The organism is Pseudomonas sp. TWR1-1-3, from assembly GCF_049896805.1.
GTDB classification, from domain to species: Bacteria; Pseudomonadota; Gammaproteobacteria; order Pseudomonadales; family Pseudomonadaceae; genus Aquipseudomonas; species Aquipseudomonas bubulae.
On the sequence record NZ_JAFCUZ010000005.1, the window covers coordinates 441627 to 462488 of the forward strand.

20 protein-coding genes, 1 tRNA gene and 1 pseudogene are annotated in these 20862 nt (G+C 58.6%); 13 read left to right on the top strand and 9 right to left on the bottom strand.

Translation table 11 applies throughout. From position 1 onward, the window contains the following. The first annotated feature begins 15 nt into the window (after positions 1–15). The 3 genes from ACP7BE_RS20400 to ACP7BE_RS20410 all read left to right on the top strand — a co-directional run bounded on the left by ACP7BE_RS20400 (position 16) and on the right by ACP7BE_RS20410 (position 2309). Positions 16–690, top strand: a complete 675-nt coding sequence (locus tag ACP7BE_RS20400) for a heavy metal response regulator transcription factor (RefSeq protein ID WP_095000765.1) — start codon at positions 16–18, stop codon at positions 688–690. After that, entirely contained in the window at positions 683–2047 is a 1365-nt protein-coding gene (locus ACP7BE_RS20405; protein ID WP_095000764.1) for a heavy metal sensor histidine kinase, read from the top strand. Before ACP7BE_RS20400 ends, ACP7BE_RS20405 begins: the two co-directional genes overlap by 8 nt. Positions 2048–2233: 186 nt before the next feature. After that, positions 2234–2309, top strand: a tRNA-Thr gene (locus ACP7BE_RS20410). Positions 2310–2408: 99 nt separating this feature from the next. On the opposite strand, the gene ACP7BE_RS20415 is transcribed toward ACP7BE_RS20410, so the two are convergent. Both ACP7BE_RS20415 and ACP7BE_RS20420 read right to left on the bottom strand, forming a co-directional pair. Continuing rightward, on the bottom strand, positions 2409–2819 hold the full coding sequence (locus ACP7BE_RS20415) for a type II toxin-antitoxin system HicB family antitoxin (protein ID WP_095000763.1): 411 nt from the start codon (positions 2817–2819) through the stop codon (positions 2409–2411). Beyond that, a complete protein-coding gene (locus tag ACP7BE_RS20420; protein ID WP_095001086.1) occupies positions 2816–3013 on the bottom strand; it encodes a type II toxin-antitoxin system HicA family toxin in 198 nt (65 codons plus the stop codon). The genes ACP7BE_RS20415 and ACP7BE_RS20420 overlap by 4 nt, the downstream gene beginning before the upstream one ends. Positions 3014–3259: 246 nt before the next feature. On the opposite strand from ACP7BE_RS20420, the gene ACP7BE_RS20425 reads away from it, so the two are divergent. The 3 genes from ACP7BE_RS20425 (at position 3260) to ACP7BE_RS20435 (ending at position 7258) form a co-directional block, all read left to right on the top strand. Beyond that, positions 3260–3760 carry a sigma-70 family RNA polymerase sigma factor gene (locus ACP7BE_RS20425; protein ID WP_095000762.1) on the top strand — a complete coding sequence of 167 codons (501 nt, stop codon included), beginning with the start codon at positions 3260–3262 and terminating at the stop codon, positions 3758–3760. Next, positions 3760–4707: a FecR domain-containing protein gene (locus tag ACP7BE_RS20430; protein ID WP_426107043.1), complete on the top strand. Its 948-nt coding sequence runs from the start codon at positions 3760–3762 to the stop codon at positions 4705–4707. Before ACP7BE_RS20425 ends, ACP7BE_RS20430 begins: the two co-directional genes overlap by 1 nt. Before the next feature lie 112 nt (positions 4708–4819). Then, a complete protein-coding gene (locus ACP7BE_RS20435) occupies positions 4820–7258 on the top strand; it encodes a TonB-dependent siderophore receptor (RefSeq protein ID WP_095025192.1) in 2439 nt (812 codons plus the stop codon). Between the two features lie 110 nt (positions 7259–7368). Here ACP7BE_RS20435 and ACP7BE_RS20440 read toward each other — a convergent pair whose 3' ends face one another. Both ACP7BE_RS20440 and ACP7BE_RS20445 read right to left on the bottom strand, forming a co-directional pair. Then, positions 7369–7776: a type II toxin-antitoxin system HicB family antitoxin gene (locus ACP7BE_RS20440; protein ID WP_095000759.1), complete on the bottom strand. Its 408-nt coding sequence runs from the start codon at positions 7774–7776 to the stop codon at positions 7369–7371. 40 nt (positions 7777–7816) lie between these two features. Next, entirely contained in the window at positions 7817–7996 is a 180-nt protein-coding gene (locus ACP7BE_RS20445; protein ID WP_095001085.1) for a type II toxin-antitoxin system HicA family toxin, read from the bottom strand. A gap of 233 nt (positions 7997–8229) precedes the next feature. Between ACP7BE_RS20445 and ACP7BE_RS20450 the strand changes: the two genes are divergently transcribed. The 3 genes from ACP7BE_RS20450 (at position 8230) to dsdC (ending at position 12002) form a co-directional block, all read left to right on the top strand. Then, positions 8230–9570 carry a gluconate:H+ symporter gene (locus ACP7BE_RS20450; protein WP_095000758.1) on the top strand — a complete coding sequence of 447 codons (1341 nt, stop codon included), beginning with the start codon at positions 8230–8232 and terminating at the stop codon, positions 9568–9570. A 42-nt stretch (positions 9571–9612) separates the two neighbouring features. Next, a complete protein-coding gene (gene dsdA / locus ACP7BE_RS20455) occupies positions 9613–10959 on the top strand; it encodes a D-serine ammonia-lyase (protein ID WP_426107047.1) in 1347 nt (448 codons plus the stop codon). An 83-nt stretch (positions 10960–11042) separates the two neighbouring features. After that, positions 11043–12002 carry a DNA-binding transcriptional regulator DsdC gene (gene dsdC / locus ACP7BE_RS20460; RefSeq protein WP_095000756.1) on the top strand — a complete coding sequence of 320 codons (960 nt, stop codon included), beginning with the start codon at positions 11043–11045 and terminating at the stop codon, positions 12000–12002. On the opposite strand, the gene ACP7BE_RS20465 is transcribed toward dsdC, so the two are convergent. Together ACP7BE_RS20465 and ACP7BE_RS20470 are read right to left on the bottom strand one after the other, a co-directional pair. After that, positions 11944–13287, bottom strand: coding sequence for a sensor histidine kinase (locus ACP7BE_RS20465; RefSeq protein ID WP_426107049.1), 1344 nt, complete (start codon positions 13285–13287; stop codon positions 11944–11946). The two genes, dsdC and ACP7BE_RS20465, sit on opposite strands and share 59 nt — an antisense overlap. After that, positions 13284–13976: a response regulator transcription factor gene (locus ACP7BE_RS20470; protein WP_095000754.1), complete on the bottom strand. Its 693-nt coding sequence runs from the start codon at positions 13974–13976 to the stop codon at positions 13284–13286. Before ACP7BE_RS20470 ends, ACP7BE_RS20465 begins: the two co-directional genes overlap by 4 nt. A gap of 177 nt (positions 13977–14153) precedes the next feature. Here ACP7BE_RS20470 and ACP7BE_RS20475 point away from each other — a divergent pair, with 177 nt between their 5' ends. Genes ACP7BE_RS20475 through ACP7BE_RS20490 form a run of 4 tightly spaced genes read left to right on the top strand, consistent with a single transcriptional unit; the run spans position 14154 to position 18519 of the window. Further along, positions 14154–16256, top strand: coding sequence for a TonB-dependent receptor domain-containing protein (locus ACP7BE_RS20475; RefSeq protein ID WP_426107052.1), 2103 nt, complete (start codon positions 14154–14156; stop codon positions 16254–16256). Between the two features lie 33 nt (positions 16257–16289). After that, positions 16290–16592 carry a hypothetical protein gene (locus ACP7BE_RS20480; protein ID WP_426107054.1) on the top strand — a complete coding sequence of 101 codons (303 nt, stop codon included), beginning with the start codon at positions 16290–16292 and terminating at the stop codon, positions 16590–16592. Next, positions 16589–18199, top strand: coding sequence for a PepSY-associated TM helix domain-containing protein (locus tag ACP7BE_RS20485; protein WP_153379214.1), 1611 nt, complete (start codon positions 16589–16591; stop codon positions 18197–18199). Before ACP7BE_RS20480 ends, ACP7BE_RS20485 begins: the two co-directional genes overlap by 4 nt. After that, positions 18196–18519 carry a DUF3325 domain-containing protein gene (locus ACP7BE_RS20490; protein ID WP_095000750.1) on the top strand — a complete coding sequence of 108 codons (324 nt, stop codon included), beginning with the start codon at positions 18196–18198 and terminating at the stop codon, positions 18517–18519. Before ACP7BE_RS20485 ends, ACP7BE_RS20490 begins: the two co-directional genes overlap by 4 nt. A 6-nt stretch (positions 18520–18525) precedes the next feature. Here ACP7BE_RS20490 and ACP7BE_RS20495 read toward each other — a convergent pair whose 3' ends face one another. From ACP7BE_RS20495 to ACP7BE_RS20505, 3 genes and pseudogenes are all read right to left on the bottom strand, one after another. After that, entirely contained in the window at positions 18526–18834 is a 309-nt protein-coding gene (locus ACP7BE_RS20495) for an XRE family transcriptional regulator (RefSeq protein ID WP_095017778.1), read from the bottom strand. Beyond that, positions 18827–19191 (bottom strand): annotated as a pseudogene (locus tag ACP7BE_RS20500) (type II toxin-antitoxin system RelE/ParE family toxin). The gene ACP7BE_RS20495 and the pseudogene ACP7BE_RS20500 overlap by 8 nt, the downstream one beginning before the upstream one ends. A gap of 215 nt (positions 19192–19406) precedes the next feature. Continuing rightward, on the bottom strand, positions 19407–20690 hold the full coding sequence (locus ACP7BE_RS20505; RefSeq protein ID WP_095000747.1) for an OprD family porin: 1284 nt from the start codon (positions 20688–20690) through the stop codon (positions 19407–19409). Between the last annotated feature and the right edge of the window lie 172 nt (positions 20691–20862).

Consider the following 20862-nt stretch of genomic DNA (forward strand, 5'->3'; position numbering starts at 1 on the left):
TGATCGAGGTGTGCGATGCGTTTGCTAGTGGTTGAAGATGAAGCCAAGACCGCCGATTTCCTGGCCAAGGGCCTCAAGGAGTCCGGCTTTGCCGTGGATGTGGCACTCAACGGCCTGGACGGGCGCTATTTTGTCGAACAGCAGGAATACGACCTGATCATCCTTGATGTGATGCTGCCGGGGCTCAATGGCTGGCAACTGCTGCAACTGATTCGCCAGCGCGGCGCCACTCCGGTGCTGTTCTTGACCGCCAGGGATGCTATCGAAGACCGCGTGCGCGGTCTGGAGCTAGGCGCCGACGATTACCTGCTCAAACCTTTCGCCTTTGCCGAGTTGCTCGCCCGGGTGCGCACGCTGCTGCGTCGCGGCCCGCTACGCGAGGCCGAGTCGTATGCCATCGCCGATCTTGAAATCGACGTGCTGCGCCGCCGGGTCAGCCGGGGTGGCCAGCGCATCAGCCTGACCAACAAGGAATTCGCCCTGCTGCAACTGCTGGCCAGCCGCCAGGGCGAGGTGCTGTCCCGCACCCTGATCGCCTCCCAAGTGTGGAACCTCAATTTCGACAGCGACACCAATATGGTCGAAGTCGCCGTGCGTCGCCTGCGGGCCAAGGTCGACGATCCCTACATGCCCAAGTTGATCCACACCGTGCGCGGCGTTGGTTATCAACTGGAAGCACCCGATGAGTAAATCCATCGCCTGGCGTCTGGCGCTGGCGATCGCCATGACCTGCGCGTTGGTACTGAGTGTGATCGGGGTGTTCCTGTATCGCTCCCTGGCCTCGGAACTGGCGTTTCGTGATGACCAGGCGCTGCTCGGGCGCCTTGAACAAGTGCGCGCCCTGCTGCATGACAGCGATAGCCTCGAAGCCCTGCAAGAACGCCCGCGCCTCTACCAGAACATGCTGGGCAACCTGGACAGTGTGCTACTGGTCAAGCGGGCAGATGGCAGCCCGCTTATCGCCATTAACCCGCACCGGCAGGACTTGCCTGATATACCGCCCATTGCTCAGGACCGGGCGCCACAGCGTGCCGATATCCAGACACTGGACCAGACAGTGCTGCTCGCCGGCATGGCCCGAGGCCCGGCCGATGAAATCCTCAGGGTGACCGTAGGCAAACGCCTGGATGAGCGTGAGCAAATGCTCGCTAGCTACCGTATGCGTTTATATGGCGCCGTGGGCCTGGGCGCGCTGCTGGCTTTCGGCCTTGGCCTGCTGCTGTTGCGCCGCGGCCTTGAGCCTTTGCGTGAGCTGGCCCACGCCATGGCTGGCATCGATCCGCGCAGCCTTGACCAGCGCATGGCCACACATGACGTGCCTGCCGAACTCAAGGAGCCGGTACAGGCTCTCAACGCCATGCTGACACGCCTGGAAGACAGCTTTGCGCGGCTGTCACAGTTCTCCGCCGACCTGGCCCATGAAATCCGCACGCCGTTGCACAACCTGCTGGGCAGCAACAGCCTGGCACTGAACCAGTCACGCAGCCCGACTGAGTACCAGGAAGTACTTGCGTCGAATATCGAAGAGTACGAGCGGCTCAACCGTATGGCCGAAAACCTGATGTTTCTCGCTCGCTCCGAACACGGCCAGCGCCCGTTGCAGTTGCAAGTGCTGGACCTTGGTGAGGTGGGCGACGAGCTGTGCGATTACTTCGAAGCACTGGCTGAGGACCGGCAGCTGCAGTTGGACAATCAGCTCAGCGGCTCGCTGATGGCCGATCAACAGCTGCTGCAGCGGGCACTGGGCAATTTACTGGCCAATGCCGTGCGCCATGCTCAACCGGGCTCTACCGTACGCTTGCAGCGCCATGACGATGCCGGGTTTTGCTGGATCGGTGTGCACAACCCTGGCCCGCCGATTGAGGCGCAGCATCTGGGCAAGTTGTTTGACCGTTTTTACCGGGTCGATCCTTCACGGGCCCAACCGGGGGACTCGGGCGGGCTCGGGTTGGCGATTGTGCATTCGATCATGCAATTGCATGGCGGCCAGGTGCGGGTGGTCAGTGATACCAGTGGCACGCTGTTTGAACTGGGGTTTGCTCAATAACCTTTTTAGTTTTCCTGTGGGCGCGGCGGTGCGACGAAGTGTCGGCGCTGACCAATTCGGCGAAAAATCGGGTCACGACGGAGCACTTGCCCCCCTCCTTCACCGAGCGCCGGTCAGAAACGTGAAAATAGTCTGTTATCAGGGGTTTACAAGCCCAAACATCCGGGTATACTCGTCGCCCATAACGCCGGTATAGCTCAGTTGGTAGAGCAACTGACTTGTAATCAGTAGGTCCCGAGTTCGACTCTTGGTGCCGGCACCATACGCAACACCAGAAGAGGCTCACCGAAAGGTGGGCCTTTTTTGTTTTCAGGGTTTGGAGAAGACTCAAGAGCACCACATGGTGATGGTCTTGAGCCGATTAAAAATTCTGAACGCTCAGCTCGCGCAATGCAGCTGTTGCTAGAAACCCCGAACGGGATGCATAGCGGTGGTCCCTGCTCACTCGTTCATCAATGCGCTGCAACAGGTTTTCTGGCAAAGAAGCGTTGAACCGAACCGACTTGCCAAGGTAAGGCGTCAAATCGAAGTCAACGATTGCCCATATTCCACCGACAAAATCCGGGTTCTCCAGGTGGGCATCCACGTCCTTACCCTGCGGCAGCTCGCCGCCGTCCGCAACAATGCCTTCCAGATGCAACGCCAATGATTCCTGCACGTTATCCAGCGCTTGCGAAAAAGTGCTCCCGGCAGAAAAACAGCCTGGCACATCAGGCACCGTTACGCTGAATTCGGAATCTGCGTCTTTATGTATGACCACTGGAAATTTCATGACCGTAACTCTCCCTTGAGACCTGCGGATTTGAGAATGTTGTGCAGCGTCCCTTTGGCAATTTCTGACTTGGGATGTGGAACCGTTACCCGACCCGCTTTGGCTGGATGCTTGAACTGATGGTGACTTCCCTTGATTGCGATCTCAAACCATCCATCTGCCACCAATAATTCAATAAGCTCACGACTTCGCACTTGATCACCACGCATTGTGTGTACGCTACACACCATTGAAAAATGGTGCAATCGGAAAATACACACACTACACACCAAAAAACGCGATCGGCTTAGAGTTGTGTTACACCCTGTGCACCCGAACGACTCTATCTCCAGCAGTATTATCGCTGTCCGCCCCCCCCTCCAATGAACCTCCCCCTTGCATAAATACTGTCCCATCACAATAATGCGATCGATTACCAATTACATTTTGGTTGCATCATTATGTCGGCGCTCGACCCTTCAGCTCTTCATCGGTTGTACAGCGATCACAACAGTTGGCTAAAGGGCTGGTTGCGCGTGCGCCTGGGCAATACGGCGGATGCCTGCGACCTGGCCCAGGACACGTTCCTGCGGGTCATGACCGCACGCCATGACACGCCCATTCGGGAGCCCCGTGGTTATCTGAGCGCCATTGCCCGCTCGCTGTTGATCGACAAAGTGCGCCGCCGCACCATCGAGCAAGCCTATCTGCAGGCGCTGGCACTCAAGCCCGAGCCTGTGGATATTTCGCCAGAAATACGCCTGTCGATTATCGAAACGCTGATTTCGATCGACAGCCTGCTCGATGAGCTGGGCCCCAGAACGCGGGAAATTTTCCTCGCCGTGCAGCTCGAAGGCTTGAGTTATGTTGCCGTCGCCGAGCGTTTCGAGGTGTCGGTTACCACGGTGAAAAATCATTTGATTCGCGCCATGACCCGCTGCCTGTTGCTGGTCGACAATTGATGTCCCCTGCCCCGGATCTCAAGGCGCTGGAGGCTGCTGCCACCTGGTATGTACAACTTAATGACGGCACCACCGACGAGGCTCGCACCCGGGACTGGCAGACCTGGTTGAGAGCCTCCCCACAACATGAAGCCGCCTGGGCACGGCTTGAGAGGTTCCAGCGCCAATGGGCATTGATGCCCCAGGAGGCCGCTCTCTCCAGCCTCGACGCCGCGAAAACCCAACGCCGTGATGTGCTGAAAATCCTTGGCATGCTGCTGGCTGTTGGCAGCGGTACCTGGCTGGCGGCCGAGCAGGTGCCCTATCGCTCGATGCTTGCGGGGCAGCGTACCGGCGTCGGTGAGCGGCGTTCGCTGCGCCTTGAGGATGGCTCACAACTGGAGCTGAACGCCAACACGGCGCTGGATATCCACTTCGACGCCAAACAGCGTGTGATTCGTCTGCACCGGGGTGAAATCTTGATTCAGACCGCCAAGGATCCTGAGCAGCGTCCCTTTATCGTGCAGACCGAGGACGGCAGCGTGCGCGCCCTTGGCACCCGTTTCAGCGTGCGCCAATTGCCCGAGCACACGCGAGTCGGGGTGTTGCAATCCGCCGTGGAAATTCGCCCGCTTGAGCTGATCCATCAGCCCCTGCGTCTGGAGACCGGACAACAAGTCACTTTCGATAGCAATGCAATCGGCAGGGTTCAGCCTTTGCCTGCGGCCTCAACCGCCTGGGTACAGGGCATGTTGAGCGTGGACGACTGGCGCCTGGGCGATTTTATCGAGGAGTTGGGCCGTTACCGTCCGGGCGTGCTGCGTTGTGCAACAGCCGTTCAGAACTTACGCATCTCGGGGGCCTTTCGTATCGATGACACCGATACGGTGCTGGAGAATCTGGGTAAAACCCTGCCAGTCAACGTTCGTTTCTTCACCCGCTACTGGGCCAGCATCGAACCGGCATAAGCTCAGGTGCAAATGGTTTGAACTTTAACCTTGCTGATTTAGATTCTCATCCGTCAATGACATAAGCCGCGACTACAGCGCGTTTGTGCCATGACCACGCAAGGATCATCGAATGCCCCCGCTCCCCCTCAATACCACCACCAAAATAGCCCGCGCTGTGCGCCTGGCGGTATTTGGCGCGTCCCTCGCCAGCCTGTCCGGTCTGGCGCTGCTACCTGCCCAGGCCGCAGCGCAAAGCCAGGCGCAGTACCAGATTGCCCCTGGCCCTCTGGGCAGCGCCCTGACCCGGTTTGGTGTGCAGGCTGGGGTTACGATTTCGTTTGATACCGAACAGGCCCGTCACCTCAAGACCGGCGGGCTTGAAGGTTCATACAGCGTCGAGGAAGGCCTGGAGCGCTTGCTTGCCAATAGCGGGTTGCAAGCCGAGCGCCAGAGCAACGGGGGTTATGTACTGGTCGCCAGCAACAGTGAAGCCGCGCTGGAGCTGGGGGCCACTCAAGTTGTCACCAACCAGTTGGGTACCGTTACCGAAGGCACCGGTTCCTACACGCCGGGCGCTATCGCCACGGCCACTCGCCTGGTGCTCACACCGCGGGAAACGCCGCAATCGATCAGCGTAATCACCCGCCAGCATATGGATGACTTCGCCCTCGACAATGTTGACGACGTGATGCGCCATACACCGGGCATTACCGTCTCGGCCTACGACACGGACCGCACCAACTACTACTCGCGTGGTTTTTCGATCAACAACTTCCAGTACGACGGCATCCCCTCCGCCGTCCGCAACGTTGCCTATTCAGCGGGTAATACCCTGAGCGACATGGCTATTTATGACCGTATCGAGGTACTCAAGGGCGCTTCAGGTTTGCTCAGCGGGGCGGGGTCCCTGGGCGGCACCATCAACCTGGTGCGTAAAAAACCCACCCATGATTTTCACGGCCATATCACCGCAGGCGCAGGTTCGTGGGACAACTACCGGACTGAAGTAGACCTCAGCGGCCCATTGACCGAAACCGGTAATGTGCGCGGTCGTGCGGTAGCGGCCTATCAGGACCGGCAATCGTATATCGACCGCTACTCCAACCAGAGTTCGGTGTTCTACGGCATCCTCGAAGTCGACCTGACGCCAGACACCTTGCTGACCGTGGGCGCCGATTATCAGGACAACAAACCCCAGGGCTCCACCTGGTCGGGGAGCTTCCCGCTGTACAACTACGCGGGCGAGATCAACAGCGCCAAACGCTCATTCAGCAACGCCACCGACTGGAGCAGCTGGCAGCAATACACCCGCACGGTGTTCGCGACCCTGGAACAGGACCTGGGCAGTGGTTGGGTGGGCAAGCTGCAACTGGACCACAAGATCAATGGCTACGATGCCCAGCTGGGGGCGATTCAGTTCAACCAGCCTGCGGCTGATGGCACCGCCAATATCAATGCTCAACGTTACAAGGGCGAAACCACCAGCGACGCGGCCGACCTCTATGTCAGCGGCCCCTACGAGTTTCTCGGCCGTGAACACGATTTGGTGTTGGGCGGCTCCATCAGTACCGCCAACTGGAAAGGCAAAGGCTATTGGGACGTGACCTTCTCCACCCCCAATCTGGTGGATTACTTCAACTGGGACGGCCATCTGGCCAAACCTGACTGGGGCAACGCATCTCAAATCAGCGATGACACCGTGCGCCAGACCGGCATGTATGCAACCACGCGTCTGAATGTCACAGATGAGCTGAAAGTGTTTCTGGGCGGGCGGGTGGTCGACTACACCCTTACGGGCACCACCAATACCTATCGCGAAACAGGACGCTTGATTCCCTATGCGGGCATTACTTATGACCTGACCGATTACCTGACGGCCTATGCCAGCTACACCGATGTATTCATGCCCCAGGAGTTCTACAACCTGGATCGCAACAGCAAAATGCTTGACCCAGACGAGGGTGAAAACTACGAGATCGGCCTCAAGAGCGAGTTCTTCGATGGCCGCCTGAACGCCAGCCTGGCGTACTTTGAGGTCAAGGAAAGCAACCGTCCCATCCCCGACGATGCCTGGAACAACCTGCAACCCACCCCGCCCAACTATGCCTTCAAGGGCACTGCGGCTAAAACCAAGGGCTACGAGCTGGAGATATCCGGCGAGCTGAGCCCGGGCTGGAGCCTGCAGGCCGGTTACACGCACAAGGTGGTACGCGATGACAACGGTAAAAAGATCTCGACCTTCGAACCCGAAGACCAACTGAGCTTCTACACCATCTACAAACTGAAGGGCGACCTCAACAAAGTCTCCGTGGGCGGTGGCGCACGCTGGCAGAGCACGGCCTGGCAAGAGATGTTCAACGGTCCCAAGGACAGGTACGAAGACTTCTCGCAAAAGCCGTACTGGGTGGTGGACCTGATGACCCGTTATCAATTCACGGAAAACCTGTCGACCACGCTTAACGTCAACAACGTGTTCGACAAGTATTACTACACCAATATCGGGTTCTATAACTCGGCGATTTATGGCGAGCCGCGCAACTTTATGCTGACCACTCGCTGGGATTTCTGACACGCATATCCAATTGTGGGAGCGAGCCCGCTCGCGAAGGCCTGCAGAGCTTCAGCAAGCAGGATAGCCCCCACGATTTTGGGGCTTCGCGAGGTGGCCTTTACTCCGGCCTACGCTTGTTGCAGAACCTTTAATGCTGCCGAAGCCAGAAATCCTGAACGGCTCTTTTGCTCAGGATGATGCTTCACATAATCATCGATCCGATTCAGCAAGATTGCGGGCAAGGTGATATTCAGCTTTTCCGCCTTTCCGAGGTATCTGGTGATATCGATATCGACCAATGCCCAGATGCAGCCCTCATACTCGGGGTTGGAAACATGAGCGCTTACAGGGGTTGCAACAGGAATTCTGGCGCAATCCTCTGCCAAAATCTCCAGGTGCCCTTCAATGGCTTCGCGTGCCATGGCCATCGCGTCGTCAAGATCCTCCCCCGCAGAGAAGCACCCAGGGATATCCGGCACGTCTACACCCCAGGCATGTTGTTCATCGCCAGGGCGAATCGCTATTGGGTAAAGCATGTTCAAAACCTCCACAGGGCGGGTTAAAGCAGCCTGCTAGTCAAAGCTGAGCTTGCTTCAAAATACTGTTGATCGTTTTGGTCAGTAAATCTTTCTTCGGATGAGGAATCGTTACCAGCCCCGGCTTCGTCGGGTGCTTGAAGTGGTGATGACTTCCCTTGCTCCGTACCAGATACCAACCGTCAGCTTCTATTGCGGTTATCAGCTGTCGGCTATTCAAATTCGTCATCCCCAATAGTGGTTACTATAACCACCGTATTCATAAAATGTCATCCCCAATCATGGCTCCGGTAGTCTTTGCGCATGGATACCTCCTGACAGATGACCCCACATCATCTGTACCGTGAAAAACCATCCTTTGTCAGCCTACGGAGATGTAACCTCTAATTGCCGGAAGCAAAGTGACGACGATCACTTATTTCAACAATAAAAGCGCTTCCCGGAGCACCTCCCATGCACAGCGGTCCCACTCTTTTGCTGGTGTTGTTTTGCGCCATCGCCCTGATCATTTTCCTTATCGTCAAAGTCCGCGTTCATGCCTTTCTGGCCCTGACCGCTGCGAGCTTTGTGGTGGGAATCGGGTCAGGCATGCCGTTGGTAAAAATTGCTTCGTCGTATGAAGCCGGTGTCGGCGGAACCCTCGGGTTTCTGGCCACGATCATTGGCCTGGGCGGGATTCTGGGCAAGATGCTGGAGGAGTCCGGCGGTGCGGAGCGCATCGCTCAGGCCCTGTTGAACACCCTGGGCAAGGACCGCGCTTCGTGGGCGATGATGCTCGTCGGATTTATCGCAGGCATCCCGGTGTTTTTCGAGGTGGGGTTCGTGCTTCTTATTCCGCTGATTTATGTAGTGGCCAAAGAGACTCGCATCAACCTGCTGTACTTGGGCGTACCTCTGGCGGTGTCGCTGATGGCGGTGCATTGCATGTTGCCGCCACACCCTGCTGCGATGGCGATCACCGGGATGCTGGGCGCCGATGTCGGCAAAGTAATCATGTACGGTCTGATTGTCGCGCTGCCGACCGCCATGATTGCCGGGCCGCTGTGGGTCAAACTGGTGTGCAAGACCGAAGCACCAGCCACTCAGGAAGCTTTTTTGAACGAGCATTGCGATGACAGCAAAACCCGCGACCTGCCAGGCCTTGGCGTCACCCTGCTGACCATCGCCCTGCCGCTGCTGCTGATGGTCGGTAAAAGTTTCGCTGCCGGTCTGCCCCATGAATCCACCGCATTCAGCGTGATTTCGTTTATGGGCACCCCGCTGATCGCACTGTCGATTGCCGTGGTATTCGCTTATTGGGCACTGGGCTTGCGCCGCGGTTTGACCATGGCCGACCTGCTGGCTTACACGCAAAAGAGTTTTCCGCCGCTGGCCAGTATCCTGCTGATCATCGGTGCCGGCGGGGCATTCAATGGCATTCTGATCGACAGTGGTGTGGGTAGCGCGCTGTCCGCCTCGTTGACCCAATTGAATATGAACCCCATCGTGCTGGCCTGGCTGGTGGCCGGTTTGATGCACTTCGCGGTCGGCTCGGCAACAGTGGCCATGATCAGCGCCGCAGGCATGGTATTGCCTATGCTGGGAGCTCACCCGACCGTGAGCAAGGAGATCATCTGCATCGCCATCGGTGCCGGAGCCATGGGCTGGACCCACGTCACGGATTCGGCCTTCTGGGTGGTCAAGGAGTACCTGGGTGTATCCCTGACCGACGCCCTGAAAACCTTTACCACCGCCACCGTACTGGCTTCATCGATCGCGCTGGGGCTGACCCTGCTGCTGTCGCGCTTTGTTTGATTCAAACCGTATATTCAGACTTATCGTTTAAAGGACCCCGCCATGATTTTGGGCAGAACACTTGAAAACTGGTGCGCCAGCTTCCCGCTGATCCGCGAACTGGTCGCGTTGCAAGAAACCACCTGGTTCAACCCCGGGGTGGCACCGGTGGCGCAGGCGCTTGGCGATACAGGCCTGACCAGTGCCGACGTGGCCGATGCCAGCGCACGCCTTGAGCGGTTTGCTGCCTACCTGCGGGTTGCCTTCCCTGAGACAGAGGACAGTGCTGGCATTATCGAGTCGGACATCCTGCCCCTGACGCATTTGCAGCCGTTGCTCGGCGAGCGTTACGGGCAAAGCCTCAATGGCGCGCTGTGGCTCAAGCGCGACAGCCATCTGCCCATCTCCGGCTCGATCAAGGCCCGCGGCGGGATCTATGAAGTGCTCAAGCATGCCGAAGACCTGGCCCTGGCCGGTGGCCTGATTAAGCTCGACGACGACTACGCGCTGCTGCACAGCGACAAGGCCCGGGCCTTTTTTGGACAGTACAAAATCGCCGTTGGCTCCACCGGCAATCTCGGCATGTCGATCGGCATCATGGGTGCTGCGCTGGGCTTTCAAGTGACCGTGCATATGTCGGCCGATGCCCGGCAATGGAAGAAAGACAAACTGCGCTCCCATGGCGTGACGGTGGTGGAGTACGAAAGCGATTACAGCGTGGCCGTGGCCCAGGGTCGCCAGCAGGCTGAGTCCGACTCGAGTTGCCATTTTGTCGACGATGAAAACTCGGTCAATCTGTTCCTCGGCTACGCAGTGGCCGGCGAGCGTTTGAAACAGCAGTTCGCGGCGGCGCAAATCACCGTGGATGCCCAGCATCCCCTGTTTGTGTACCTGCCCTGCGGAGTCGGTGGCGCGCCCGGCGGCGTGGCTTTCGGCCTCAAGCTGGCCTTTGGTGATGCAGTGCATTGCATCTTCGCCGAACCGACCCACTCGCCCTGCATGCTGTTGGGTGTGTACACCGGGATGCACGACGAAGTCAGCGTGCAGGATTTCGGCATCGATAATGTCACGGCGGCAGACGGCCTCGCCGTGGGCCGAGCTTCCGGCTTTGTCGGCAAGGCCATGCAGCGCATGCTCGACGGCTTCTACACCGTCAGCGATGAGGAAATGTACAGTCTGCTGGCCCTGATGGAACGCAGTGAAGGCTTGCGCCTTGAGCCTTCCGCACTGGCAGGTGTGCCAGGTATTGCCCGGGTACTGGGCGAGCAGCAAGGCTATCTGGCCCGCGCTGGCCTGAGCCCGCAGGCCATGGCCAACGCCACCCATCTGGTGTGGGCAACGGGAGGAAATATGGTGCCTGCGGCCGAGATGGACGCCTATCTGGCCAAGGGTCGTGAGTTACTGGGCTGACTCAGGCGTAAAGCGGATGTGGCAAGATGGACTCATTGCCACATTCTGCAAGAAGTCGGCCTTTGGCTTGAGGGCAAACTACCGTGCTTAATCTTCCTCCCCGCATCAGCTCACGGCTCAACAGCAGCCAGTTCGCCAACCTTCATACCTTTCTGGTGGCCGCCCGACACCTGAGTTTTGCCCGCGCTGCGCAGGAACTTTGCCTGACCGCCAGCGCCGTCAGCCACCGTATCAGCCGGCTGGAAACGGCGTTGAATATGAAGCTGTTCCAGCGCCTTACCCGCCAGGTCAGCCTGACTGACGAAGGCGAGCGAATTTTCGAAATTCTGCAAAGTGCGATGGGAGAATTGTCCGAAGCACTTGAACGCTCGTCACAGCCAGAAATTGCCGGAGCCATTGCGCTCTATGCCAGGCCATCGGTGGCCCAATGCTGGCTGGTGCCCCGGCTGGCCGACTTTATCGAGCGCTATCCGCTGGTCTCACTGGACCTGCGGGTGGGCAATGACAATGTCGACTTTCGCACACGCAAAATAGATCTGGCCTTGTACTACGCCAACGGCGAATTCCCCGGCCTCACCAGCCAGCGGCTGATGCGCGAATGCATGGCGCCGGTGTGCAGCCCGGAATATGCGCAGCGTCACCGTCTGCACGAAAACCCGCAAAATCTGAGCAACTGCACCACCCTGCACGACTCCCTGGCCTGGGACCATGCCGCCTATGATGCCGAGTGGACCCTGTGGGCCGAACAACACAACCTGCTCGCGGCACTGCCCAAACGTACCCTGACCTTCGACCGTTCGGACCTGTGCGTCACGGCCGCTATGAGCCACGCGGGGATCGCCATCGGGCGCCAGCAACTGGTGCAAAAACGTGTTGATCGCGGCGAACTGGTGCTGCCTTTTGGCGGTTTCAGGCAGTACGGTCACTATGATTATTATCTGGTGCACCCACCGCTCAATGTGGTGCCCAAGCGCTTGCAGGTGTTTATGAACTGGCTGCACATGTGCGCTCAGGAACAGACGATTGAGCAACGGCCAAACTGACCCTGATGGTGGTGTTTGGCGCCTGTACGAACGCTACATGACCACCTGTGTTTTGCACGATCTGACGCACAATCGCCAGCCCCAACCCGGTACCTTCGCTGCTTTGCCGGCCCTTGCGAAAGCGCAGGAACATGGCTTCGCGCTCCTCTGGCGCAATACCCTGCCCCTGGTCGCTGACCTCCAGCTGCAAGTGCCCGGCCACCTTGCGCAGGGTCACCTGAACAGTGCCCTTGCCGTGGACCAGGGCGTTTTCCAGCAGGTTGCCCAAAGCTTCACGCAACTGATCGGGATTGCCCCGGCATTCGCAACCTGCGGTGATATCCACCTCGATTACCCGACCACTGGCCTCAAAGAGCGGTAACAGCGCGGCACAGACTTCGCGAGTGAGACGCGAGAGATGGGTGCGCTGCTGCCCGTTATGGCCTTGGGCGGCCTCGCCTTCCTGACGCGCCAGTTCCAGTAGCTGAGTCACCAAACGGCGCATCTGGCGCATTTCCATGTCCAGCGCAGGCCACTCGACCTGCCCTGTGCGCCGGGCTGCTTGCAAGCGCAAATCCAGCACGGTCAACGGCGTGCGCAGTTCATGGGCTGCGTCGGCCACGAAACGCCGTTCGGCAGTGTAGGCCGCAGCCAAACGATCAAGCGCCGTATTGGCCGCAGCCGCCAGGGGCTGGATTTCACTCGGCAGGTTGTCCAGCGGGATACGTTGTTCTGGGTTTGCCGGCCCGATACTGCGCGCCAACTTGGCCGCCACCCGCACCGGACGCAAGGTCCAGTGCAGCAATAAAAGGATCAGGCCCAATGACAGCAAACCGATGGGTACCATCATCACCAGGCTCTGGCGCAAGCGGGCCGCCAGCAGGTTGCCAATCACTTCGCGCTCAAGATTATCCTGCTTGGCCACCATCAATATGGCACCTTCGGGCAACTCCACGGGCACGCTGACCACCCGCCCGCTGAAAGCGCTCCAGCGCATCCAGCCCGGGTCCGCACCTGGCTGCTTGAGCCGACGGGGATGTTTGAGGTTTTCGGACTTCCACAACAATCGACCATCGGCCGAATACAACGAATAAGACAGTTCGCCACCGGCATACTGGCGCGGCAGGCTGGCAGGGTCGCTATCCACCCGAAAACCATCAGCAATTACCTGCGCCTCAATGGTCATCACCCCGCGGCGCAGTTCGTCGCGGGTGCCGTACAGGTAAATCGCCAGGTTGCCGAAACCCAGGGCAAAGACCAACAGCAACGCGGTCAGCAGGCGCCAGCGCAGGCTGCGTTTAATCATGCCCGGTTATCGACGCTGAGCAGGCGATAACCCAAGCCGCGAACCGTTTCGATGCGGCTATGGGCGCCCGCCTCACTGAGCTTGCGGCGCAACCGCGAGACCAGCGCTTCGATGGCGTTGAGGGTCACCGGCTCATTGAAAGCATAAAGCCGCTCTTCGAGTTGCTCCTTGATCACGATACGCGGTGCAATGCGCAGCATTTCTTCCAGCAACATGGCTTCGCGCCGGGCCAGCACCGTTATCCGGGTGTTGCCATCAACGCTCAAGTGCCGGGTTTCAGGTTCGAATGCCAGGTTGTTGCAGCGCAACAGGGTACTCACACGGCTGCCGGGGCGACGCAAGACTGCGCGCAATCGCGCCTCCAGTTCCTGCATGTCGAAGGGTTTGAGAATGTAGTCGTCCGCGCCTGCATTCAGCCCGTTGACCCGGCTTTGCAGGGCATCCCGCGCAGTCAGGATGATGCACGGCAAATCGGCATTGGCGCTGTGCTGACGCATGGCCAGCAGTGACATGCCGTCCATGTCCGGCAAGCCAAGATCCAGGATCATCGCGTCATAGCTGCCGACTTCCAGCAAAGCCTGGGCCGTGCGCCCATCTTCGGCGCCATCCACGGCAAATCCGGCCTGCACCAGATGCTCGATCAGCAAACCGCGCAGTGCCCGGTGATCCTCAACAACCAGCACTTTCATTTACTTCAATCCACAAAAAGGTCAGCCACGACGATAAAAAACGGCGCAGGGGGAAATCAACAGGGGCTCGTCAGGTTCCGGTCAGGTTGAGCTGGCAACATTCGCAAACAAGAAACGCAACTGAGACAGCTTATTATTTTCATTTGCGCAATAGCAAGAATCCCAGGAACGCTGTTTATGAACTGCCACCGCCGCAGCACCGTTGCCCCCTCTCCTTTTGCCCGCAAGCCTCTGGCTATTTTTACCGCACTGGTCAGCCTTGGCCTGCCCCTGACGGCAGTTTGCGCCGATGAAGAAGAACAACCTTCCGGGGCAACGGCCAATGCCGCGCCACTGGAGGTCGGCTCAACGGTGGTTACGGCTTCGGGCTTCAGCCAGGACGTGCGCGATGCCCCCGCCAGTATCTCGGTCATCACCCGCGAAGAGCTGGAAAACAAGCAGTTCCGCTCGCTCGCCGATGCGGTACGCAATGTTGAAGGCGTGAGCATCATCGGCGGTGACAAGGGCGAGATTTCCATTCGCGGCATGGAGTCCAGCCACGTCCTGATCCTGATTGACGGTCGTCGCCAGAACACCAGCCAGGTCACGCTCAAGGGCGGCACCTCCGAAGGCCTGGGCATGAACTGGATACCGCCCGTCGAAGCGATTGATCGTATTGAGGTGGTGCGCGGCCCGATGTCCACGCTCTACGGCTCCGAAGCACTGGGCGGGGTGATCAACGTCATCACTCGCAAAGTGGCGCGGCAATGGTCAGGATCGGTATCCGCGGACCACACCTTCCAGGACAGCTCCAAAGCAGGTGACAGCACGCAACTGGACGGGTACGTGTCCGGTCCGCTGGTCGAAGACCGTCTCGGCATTCAGCTCTGGGGCTACGACAAGCAACGCGACGAGGACAAAATCCTCAACGGTTTCTCCAAATCGACCCGCCACAGCGGCACCGCACGCCTGTGGCTGACCCCTGATGAGCAACAGGAGTTCATGCTCGAAGCCGGCCGCACCGAGCAGGAGTTCTGGAACAACCCGGGCAAAAGCCTGGCGCCTACAGCCGCGAAAAACAACAACCAGTACACCCGCGATACTTATGTTTTGGCCCACACCGGCAACTGGGATTTCGGTACTACCGATATCAGCCTGTATCGCGAAGAAGCGACCCGCGCCAGCGATGTCCAGACCGGCAATCAGAGCGTCACGCCTGAAGTCACCAACTCGGTATTCGAAAGCAAAATCAGCCTGCCGTTTGACCGCAACGTCTTTGTTGCCGGCGCCCAGTGGAAAAAAGACGAGCTGGAGGCGGACGGTTATTACGCCAGCCCGCAGGGTGCTGGGATTGGCACTTCGATGACAGAAAAATCGCTGTTCGCCGAGAACGAATGGAGCGTGACTGACAGCTTCAGCCTGACCACCGGTATTCGCATGGACGACAACGAGTTCTTCGGTCGCCATTGGACACCACGCTTTTACGGCGTATGGCGCCTCAATCCGGACTGGACGCTAAAAGGCGGTGTGGCCAAGGGCTTCAAGTCGCCGACCATCACCCAGACCAACCCCAATATCGGCCTGCCGCAACGCGGTGGTGCTTACACCTGGGGCAACCCGGATTTGAAACCGGAAGAAAGCGAAAACCGCGAAATCGGCCTTTACTACGACGCCGGTGGAAAATTCAGCGGTAATGTCACGCTGTTCGACACCGACTACGAAAACAAGATCGCCAACACCGGCACCCGCCAGCTGTACTACCCGGACGGCAGCCCGGTACCCGCAGACCCGATCACCGGGCGCATCTACAGCACCTATTTCAATATCACCGGTGCCACGGTGCGCGGCATCGAGACCGCTGCCCGTTATCGCTTCAACGACCGGGTGCAGCTCAAGGGCGAGTACACCTACCTGCACTCCAAAGTGTCGAGCGGCGAGGCAACCATTCTAGGCTTTGGCTACCCACTGGCCGAGGGCCAGCCTCTGGTAGCCACGCCCAAGCACTCTGGCAGCGCGACGCTGGACTGGCAAATCATCGACTCGGTTTCCAGCTTCGCTACCGTCAGCTATCGCGGTGAAGAAACCAGCATTGCCTGGGGTCAGGGCGGTGCCGTGGCACAAAGCGAGCAAGCCATCACCACCGTGGATGTGGGCGCCACCTGGCAAGCTACCCAGGATCTTTCCTTGAGCCTGGTCGGCTATAACCTGACCAATCAGGTCAGGGAGCAGGATGTGGACTCCGATTATTCCTATGCCGAAGACGGCCGACGCTTTTGGGTCAAAGCCAACTATACGTTCTGACCCTGAACCGGGCTGCGCGCCCAAGGTATTCATATGAGCGATGCCCTTAATCCTGCGCCGCAGACGGCCTACCGTCTGGCCATTGCCGCACGCACCGTACTGGCCATTTTTGGCAGTTACCTGTTTGCCGCCTTGGCAGCAGCGAGCCTCAGCCTGTTGCTGCCCGGCCCCCGGGCGCAGGCAGTACTGGGCGCCACCATGCTGGCCTTTGCGCTGTATTGCGCGATGGCAATCTGGGCATTTAGCGCCGCATCTGCAATCCGGGCCTGGCTTGTTGCCCTGGCTTGCTGCGTGCCGCCGGCCCTCCACCTGCTGCTGCGGGAAGTCATGCCATGAAGGCCCTCGGTTTTCGTCAGGCCAACGCCTGGCTGCACACATGGGTCGGGCTGTTACTCGGCTGGTTGCTGTATGCCGTGTTCCTGACCGGTACCCTGAGTTTTTTTCAGGAAGAAATCACGTTCTGGATGAAACCTGAACTGCACGCCTCTGTGCCCGACAACCAGACCGCGCAGCGCCTTGCGCAAGCCATGCAAAGCCTGGCGCCCAACGCTGCGCAATGGACCCTCACCCTGCCCGGCGAACGCAATGCCGGGGCGCAGGCACAGTGGTTCGACATCGGCCAGCCGGTCGTCAAAAGGGGCGGCCAAAGCGTGGCCCTGGATGCGGGCACGGCCGAACCGGTGACCCCGCGGGAAACCCGTGGCGGCGGTTTTCTTTATCGTTTTCACTTTGAGCTGTACGGCATGCCGCGAGTGCTGGCGCGCTGGATCGTCGGTATTGCGACCATGGTGATGCTGGTGGCGATTGTCAGCGGGGTGATCACCCACAAAAAAATCTTTAAGGAGTTCTTCACTTTTCGTCCACGCAAGGGACAACGCTCATGGCTGGACGCGCACAATGCCACTGCAGTGCTGGCCCTGCCGTTTCACTTGATGATCACTTACAGCGGTTTGTTGCTGCTGATGTTTATGTTGATGCCCTGGGGCGTTGAAAGCGCCTATCGCGGTGATACCCAAAAGTTCTTCAACGAAAGCGGCGGACGCGGTGCCCGTACTGCGCCAGCAATGGGTGCAGGCGATCAGCCATTGGGCGAGCAGGTGCCACTGACGGACGTTGCCCCCCTGCTGGCCCAGGCCGAGCAGCGCTGGCCCCGAGGAGTCAGCAGCATCAGCGTGACCCGGCCCGGCACATCGGATGCCGTCATCGAGCTGCGTGAACGCGGTGGCGACAGCCTGATCGACCGGGGCAACAGCGAACGGCTGCGTTTTGACGGTGTGAGTGGTGCTTTGTTGAACAGCCCACCCGCCCCTGCGATCAGCACGCCCAACGCGATCTATAACGTGTTTTCCAGCCTGCACCTGATCCGCTTTGCCGGTGCTCCGCTGCGCTGGTTTTTCTTTATCAGCGGGGTCGTGGGTACGGCAATGATTGCCACCGGGCTGGTGCTATGGGTGGTCAAACGCCTGCCGGAACGGCAGAAACTGGGGCGCACACCCATCGGCCATCGTCTGGTCGAGGTGCTCAATGTCGGCACTGTTGCGGGTCTGCCGCTGGCCATTGCCGCCTATTTTTGGGCTAATCGGTTATTACCCGTGGACATGACCCAGCGCAGCGCCTGGGAAATTCGCAGCTTCTTTATCATCTGGTTGCTGTGCCTGGTTCATCCACTGCTGCGCAGCCACAAACGAGCCTGGCTTGAACAGCTCTGGGTAGCTGCAGGGTTATTTGCAGCCTTGCCGCTGTTCAGTTTCGGCCTTGCACACAGCCATCTGCTGGCCAGCCTTGCACAGGGCCAATGGTTGCTGGCGGGCATGGACCTGACCTTGCTCGCCAGTGCAGCGCTGCTTGGCTACGCGGCCTGGAAACTCAACCGCCATCAACCGCTGCAACGGCCACAGCGCCAACCGCGTACGGTCAACACCCGACAAGAGAGCGCAGCATGATCTGGATATGCCTGGCGTTGAGTTTCAGTGGTTTCAGCGCACTCAGCCTGAGTACCGAGCGCCATCATGGGCAGGTGTTTGCAGACAAAGGCAGCCCGTTCAAGCGCCAGCTATTGCGCCTGCTGGGCTGGCTGCTGCTGGTTGGCGCGGTGATCCCCGGCGTTATCGAACTGGGCCCGTCAGTGGGTATCGCCTTGTGGGCGGCAGTGCTCAGCGTTGCGGCTGGCGGGCTGGTGATATTGCTGACATACCGGCCGCGCCTGATCGTGCCGCTGGCCGTTGCAGGGCCTTCAATGGCATTGGCGGTTTGGGTATTTTAGAACGCGTTATTTGTGCGCGAAGTTTTCTATTTTTACCTGACCATCCGGGAAAGTCGCGATGATTTCCAGCTCGCCACCCATGGCTTGAATGTAATTACGCAACGTACTGATATACATGTCAGTGCGCCGCTCCATTTTGGAAACTGCCGCCTGGTTGATATTCAGCGCTTTGGCCAGTGTCTCCTGGCTCAGCGCCTGAGCTTTGCGCAACTCGTGCAAAGGCATTTCCTGCAAATGCTGATGGTATAAAGCCTGGGTTTGCTCACGCGCCTCTGGGGACATGCGCGCTTCAAGCTCGGCAAATTTTTTAGCCATTTTCCTGGCCCTCTTCAATCAGTGTCTGCAAATGGACTTCGTAGAGAATTTCCGCCAAAGGGACATTCTCTTCATACCATCGGTCGTGACCGGTCTTGTGACCGCCCGTCAACAGCAAGGCGCAGCGGCGTGGGTCAAAGGCATAAGCACCCGGTAGGGGTGACCTCCATGCTGCACGTGTAGTTCGCGAAGGTTACCGTAGCGCGCCCCCTTGATATCGCTGCAATGGGGGAAGCGCAGGGCCGGACCGAGCAGCTCTAGCAATTTGACACTGGCCGCCACGCTGACCTGTTCCTTTTCACTGAGCGTTTCCCACCATAGGCCAAATTCGTCGGTGTACTCAACGTTCCATGTCATGCTCAAAATATGCCACCAAAGGAATATAATCTCAAGGGAATAATCTTAAACACTTCCGATAATGGCCAACTAGTTCTCGGTCCAACCCAAGTGTGAGTGATGGTTTCATCCGGATGCGTTCCTCACGCCGCGGTTAATCGCGGCCAAAAAAAACGCCCCGAACCAGTCGGGGCGTTTTTATTCAGATGTCCAACCTGTTCAACAGGTCGGTAGCATCAGAAAATGCTGATCGGGTAATCAACAAATACACGTACTTCGTTGCCGCCCACGTTGTACTCGCTGGCGTTGTTCGATACGCGCAACCACGAGCCACGCAGACGCACGCTCAGGTCTTTGACCGGGCCGCTTTGTACGACGTACTTGGCCTGGTTGAAGATTTCGCGCTCGGTACCACGGCCACGGTCGGAACCGTCGTCGATGTTGGTGCCGCGCACGTAGGCGATGTTGTAGGTCAGACCCGGAATACCAACGGCACCGAAGTCGAAGCCATAACCCAGCTGCCACGAACGTTCGTCCTTGGCATTGAAGTCGGACCAGTAGGAGTTGGCCAGCAGGATGGTGTTGCCACCGTCGCCCACGCCGCCTGCGTTGCGATAGCCGCCGTACGGGTAGCCGATTTCGCCGGTGCTGCTCTGGTACGCCAGGGTCACCGTGTGCGCGCCGAAAGCGTAGGTGCTTGCCAGGCTCCAGATCTTGTTGTCCTGGCCGTCAACCTTCAGCACGTCACGGGCGTAGTCTTCTTTTACGTGAGTACGGTAGCCGTTGAAATCAAACGTCAGGGACTGTTTGTCTTGCAGCGGGATTGCGTAGGTTACGCCCACGTATTGCTTGTTCAGCTCGTCTTCCATCTCGGAGCCGTACAGGGACGCCGACAGGTTGTCGGTGAACTTGTAGCTACCGCCGAACACGTTGATGCTTTTCAAGTCACCGCTGTCGCGTGCTTCAGCACTTTTACGCGACTCTGCAGTGAAGCGACCGACGTTGATTTCCAGACCGTTGATCTCCTTGGAGGTCAACAGGGTACCGGTGAAGCTTTCCGGCATCAGACGCGAGTTGTCATACATCAACACCGGCAGCGCAGGCATTTGATCGCCGTACTTGAGCACAGTGTTGGACACGCGAACCTTCACCGCAGCGCCAGCCTTGGCGATGTCGTCAGCCGCTTTACCGCTGGCGCCCTGCTTGAAGAAATCGATACCGCCCGCGCCGCTGTTGCCGCGACCGCCATCCAGACGCAGTGCGTAGATGCCGAAAGCATCCACACCCACACCTACGGTGCCCTGGGTGAAGCCCGAAGTGAATGTGCCGAGGAAACCCTGGCCCCATTCAGCTTTGTCTTGTTGGTGGTTTTTGTAGTCACGGCTGATGTAGGCGTTGCGCGCCAGTACATTGAGGTGGCTGTCTTCTACAAAACCTTTTGCGTCAGCTTGATCGTTAGCCATAGCCTGGGTAGCACTGAGTACGCCCAGAGCGAGAAGACCTATCCGTTTGTTCAACATATTATTTTCCTTATTTCTGAATAGAAGCGCGCTGTGGGGTTCAAGCTGAAACATTGAGTGGTGGTTGCTTCACATAAACAAAAAGACCCGCACGAAGACTGTGTGCAGGTCTTTCGAAAAGTTGGTGTATGGCTTATCGCCACAGGCGTTGGCAGGGATCCTAGCTGCCGTG

Coding starts and splice junctions, on each gene's coding strand:
- ACP7BE_RS20490 (WP_095000750.1), top strand. CDS start 18,196: ATGATCTGGATATGCCTGGCGTTGAGTTTCAGTGGTTTCAGCGCACTC.
- dsdA (WP_426107047.1), top strand. CDS start 9,613: ATGATTTTGGGCAGAACACTTGAAAACTGGTGCGCCAGCTTCCCGCTG.
- ACP7BE_RS20485 (WP_153379214.1), top strand. CDS start 16,589: ATGAAGGCCCTCGGTTTTCGTCAGGCCAACGCCTGGCTGCACACATGG.
- ACP7BE_RS20425 (WP_095000762.1), top strand. CDS start 3,260: ATGTCGGCGCTCGACCCTTCAGCTCTTCATCGGTTGTACAGCGATCAC.
- ACP7BE_RS20495 (WP_095017778.1), bottom strand. CDS start 18,834: ATGGCTAAAAAATTTGCCGAGCTTGAAGCGCGCATGTCCCCAGAGGCG.
- ACP7BE_RS20440 (WP_095000759.1), bottom strand. CDS start 7,776: ATGCTTTACCCAATAGCGATTCGCCCTGGCGATGAACAACATGCCTGG.
- ACP7BE_RS20470 (WP_095000754.1), bottom strand. CDS start 13,976: ATGAAAGTGCTGGTTGTTGAGGATCACCGGGCACTGCGCGGTTTGCTG.
- ACP7BE_RS20400 (WP_095000765.1), top strand. CDS start 16: ATGCGTTTGCTAGTGGTTGAAGATGAAGCCAAGACCGCCGATTTCCTG.
- ACP7BE_RS20450 (WP_095000758.1), top strand. CDS start 8,230: ATGCACAGCGGTCCCACTCTTTTGCTGGTGTTGTTTTGCGCCATCGCC.
- ACP7BE_RS20430 (WP_426107043.1), top strand. CDS start 3,760: ATGTCCCCTGCCCCGGATCTCAAGGCGCTGGAGGCTGCTGCCACCTGG.
- ACP7BE_RS20465 (WP_426107049.1), bottom strand. CDS start 13,287: ATGATTAAACGCAGCCTGCGCTGGCGCCTGCTGACCGCGTTGCTGTTG.
- ACP7BE_RS20480 (WP_426107054.1), top strand. CDS start 16,290: ATGAGCGATGCCCTTAATCCTGCGCCGCAGACGGCCTACCGTCTGGCC.
- ACP7BE_RS20405 (WP_095000764.1), top strand. CDS start 683: ATGAGTAAATCCATCGCCTGGCGTCTGGCGCTGGCGATCGCCATGACC.
- ACP7BE_RS20415 (WP_095000763.1), bottom strand. CDS start 2,819: ATGAAATTTCCAGTGGTCATACATAAAGACGCAGATTCCGAATTCAGC.
- ACP7BE_RS20475 (WP_426107052.1), top strand. CDS start 14,154: ATGAACTGCCACCGCCGCAGCACCGTTGCCCCCTCTCCTTTTGCCCGC.
- ACP7BE_RS20505 (WP_095000747.1), bottom strand. CDS start 20,690: ATGTTGAACAAACGGATAGGTCTTCTCGCTCTGGGCGTACTCAGTGCT.
- ACP7BE_RS20435 (WP_095025192.1), top strand. CDS start 4,820: ATGCCCCCGCTCCCCCTCAATACCACCACCAAAATAGCCCGCGCTGTG.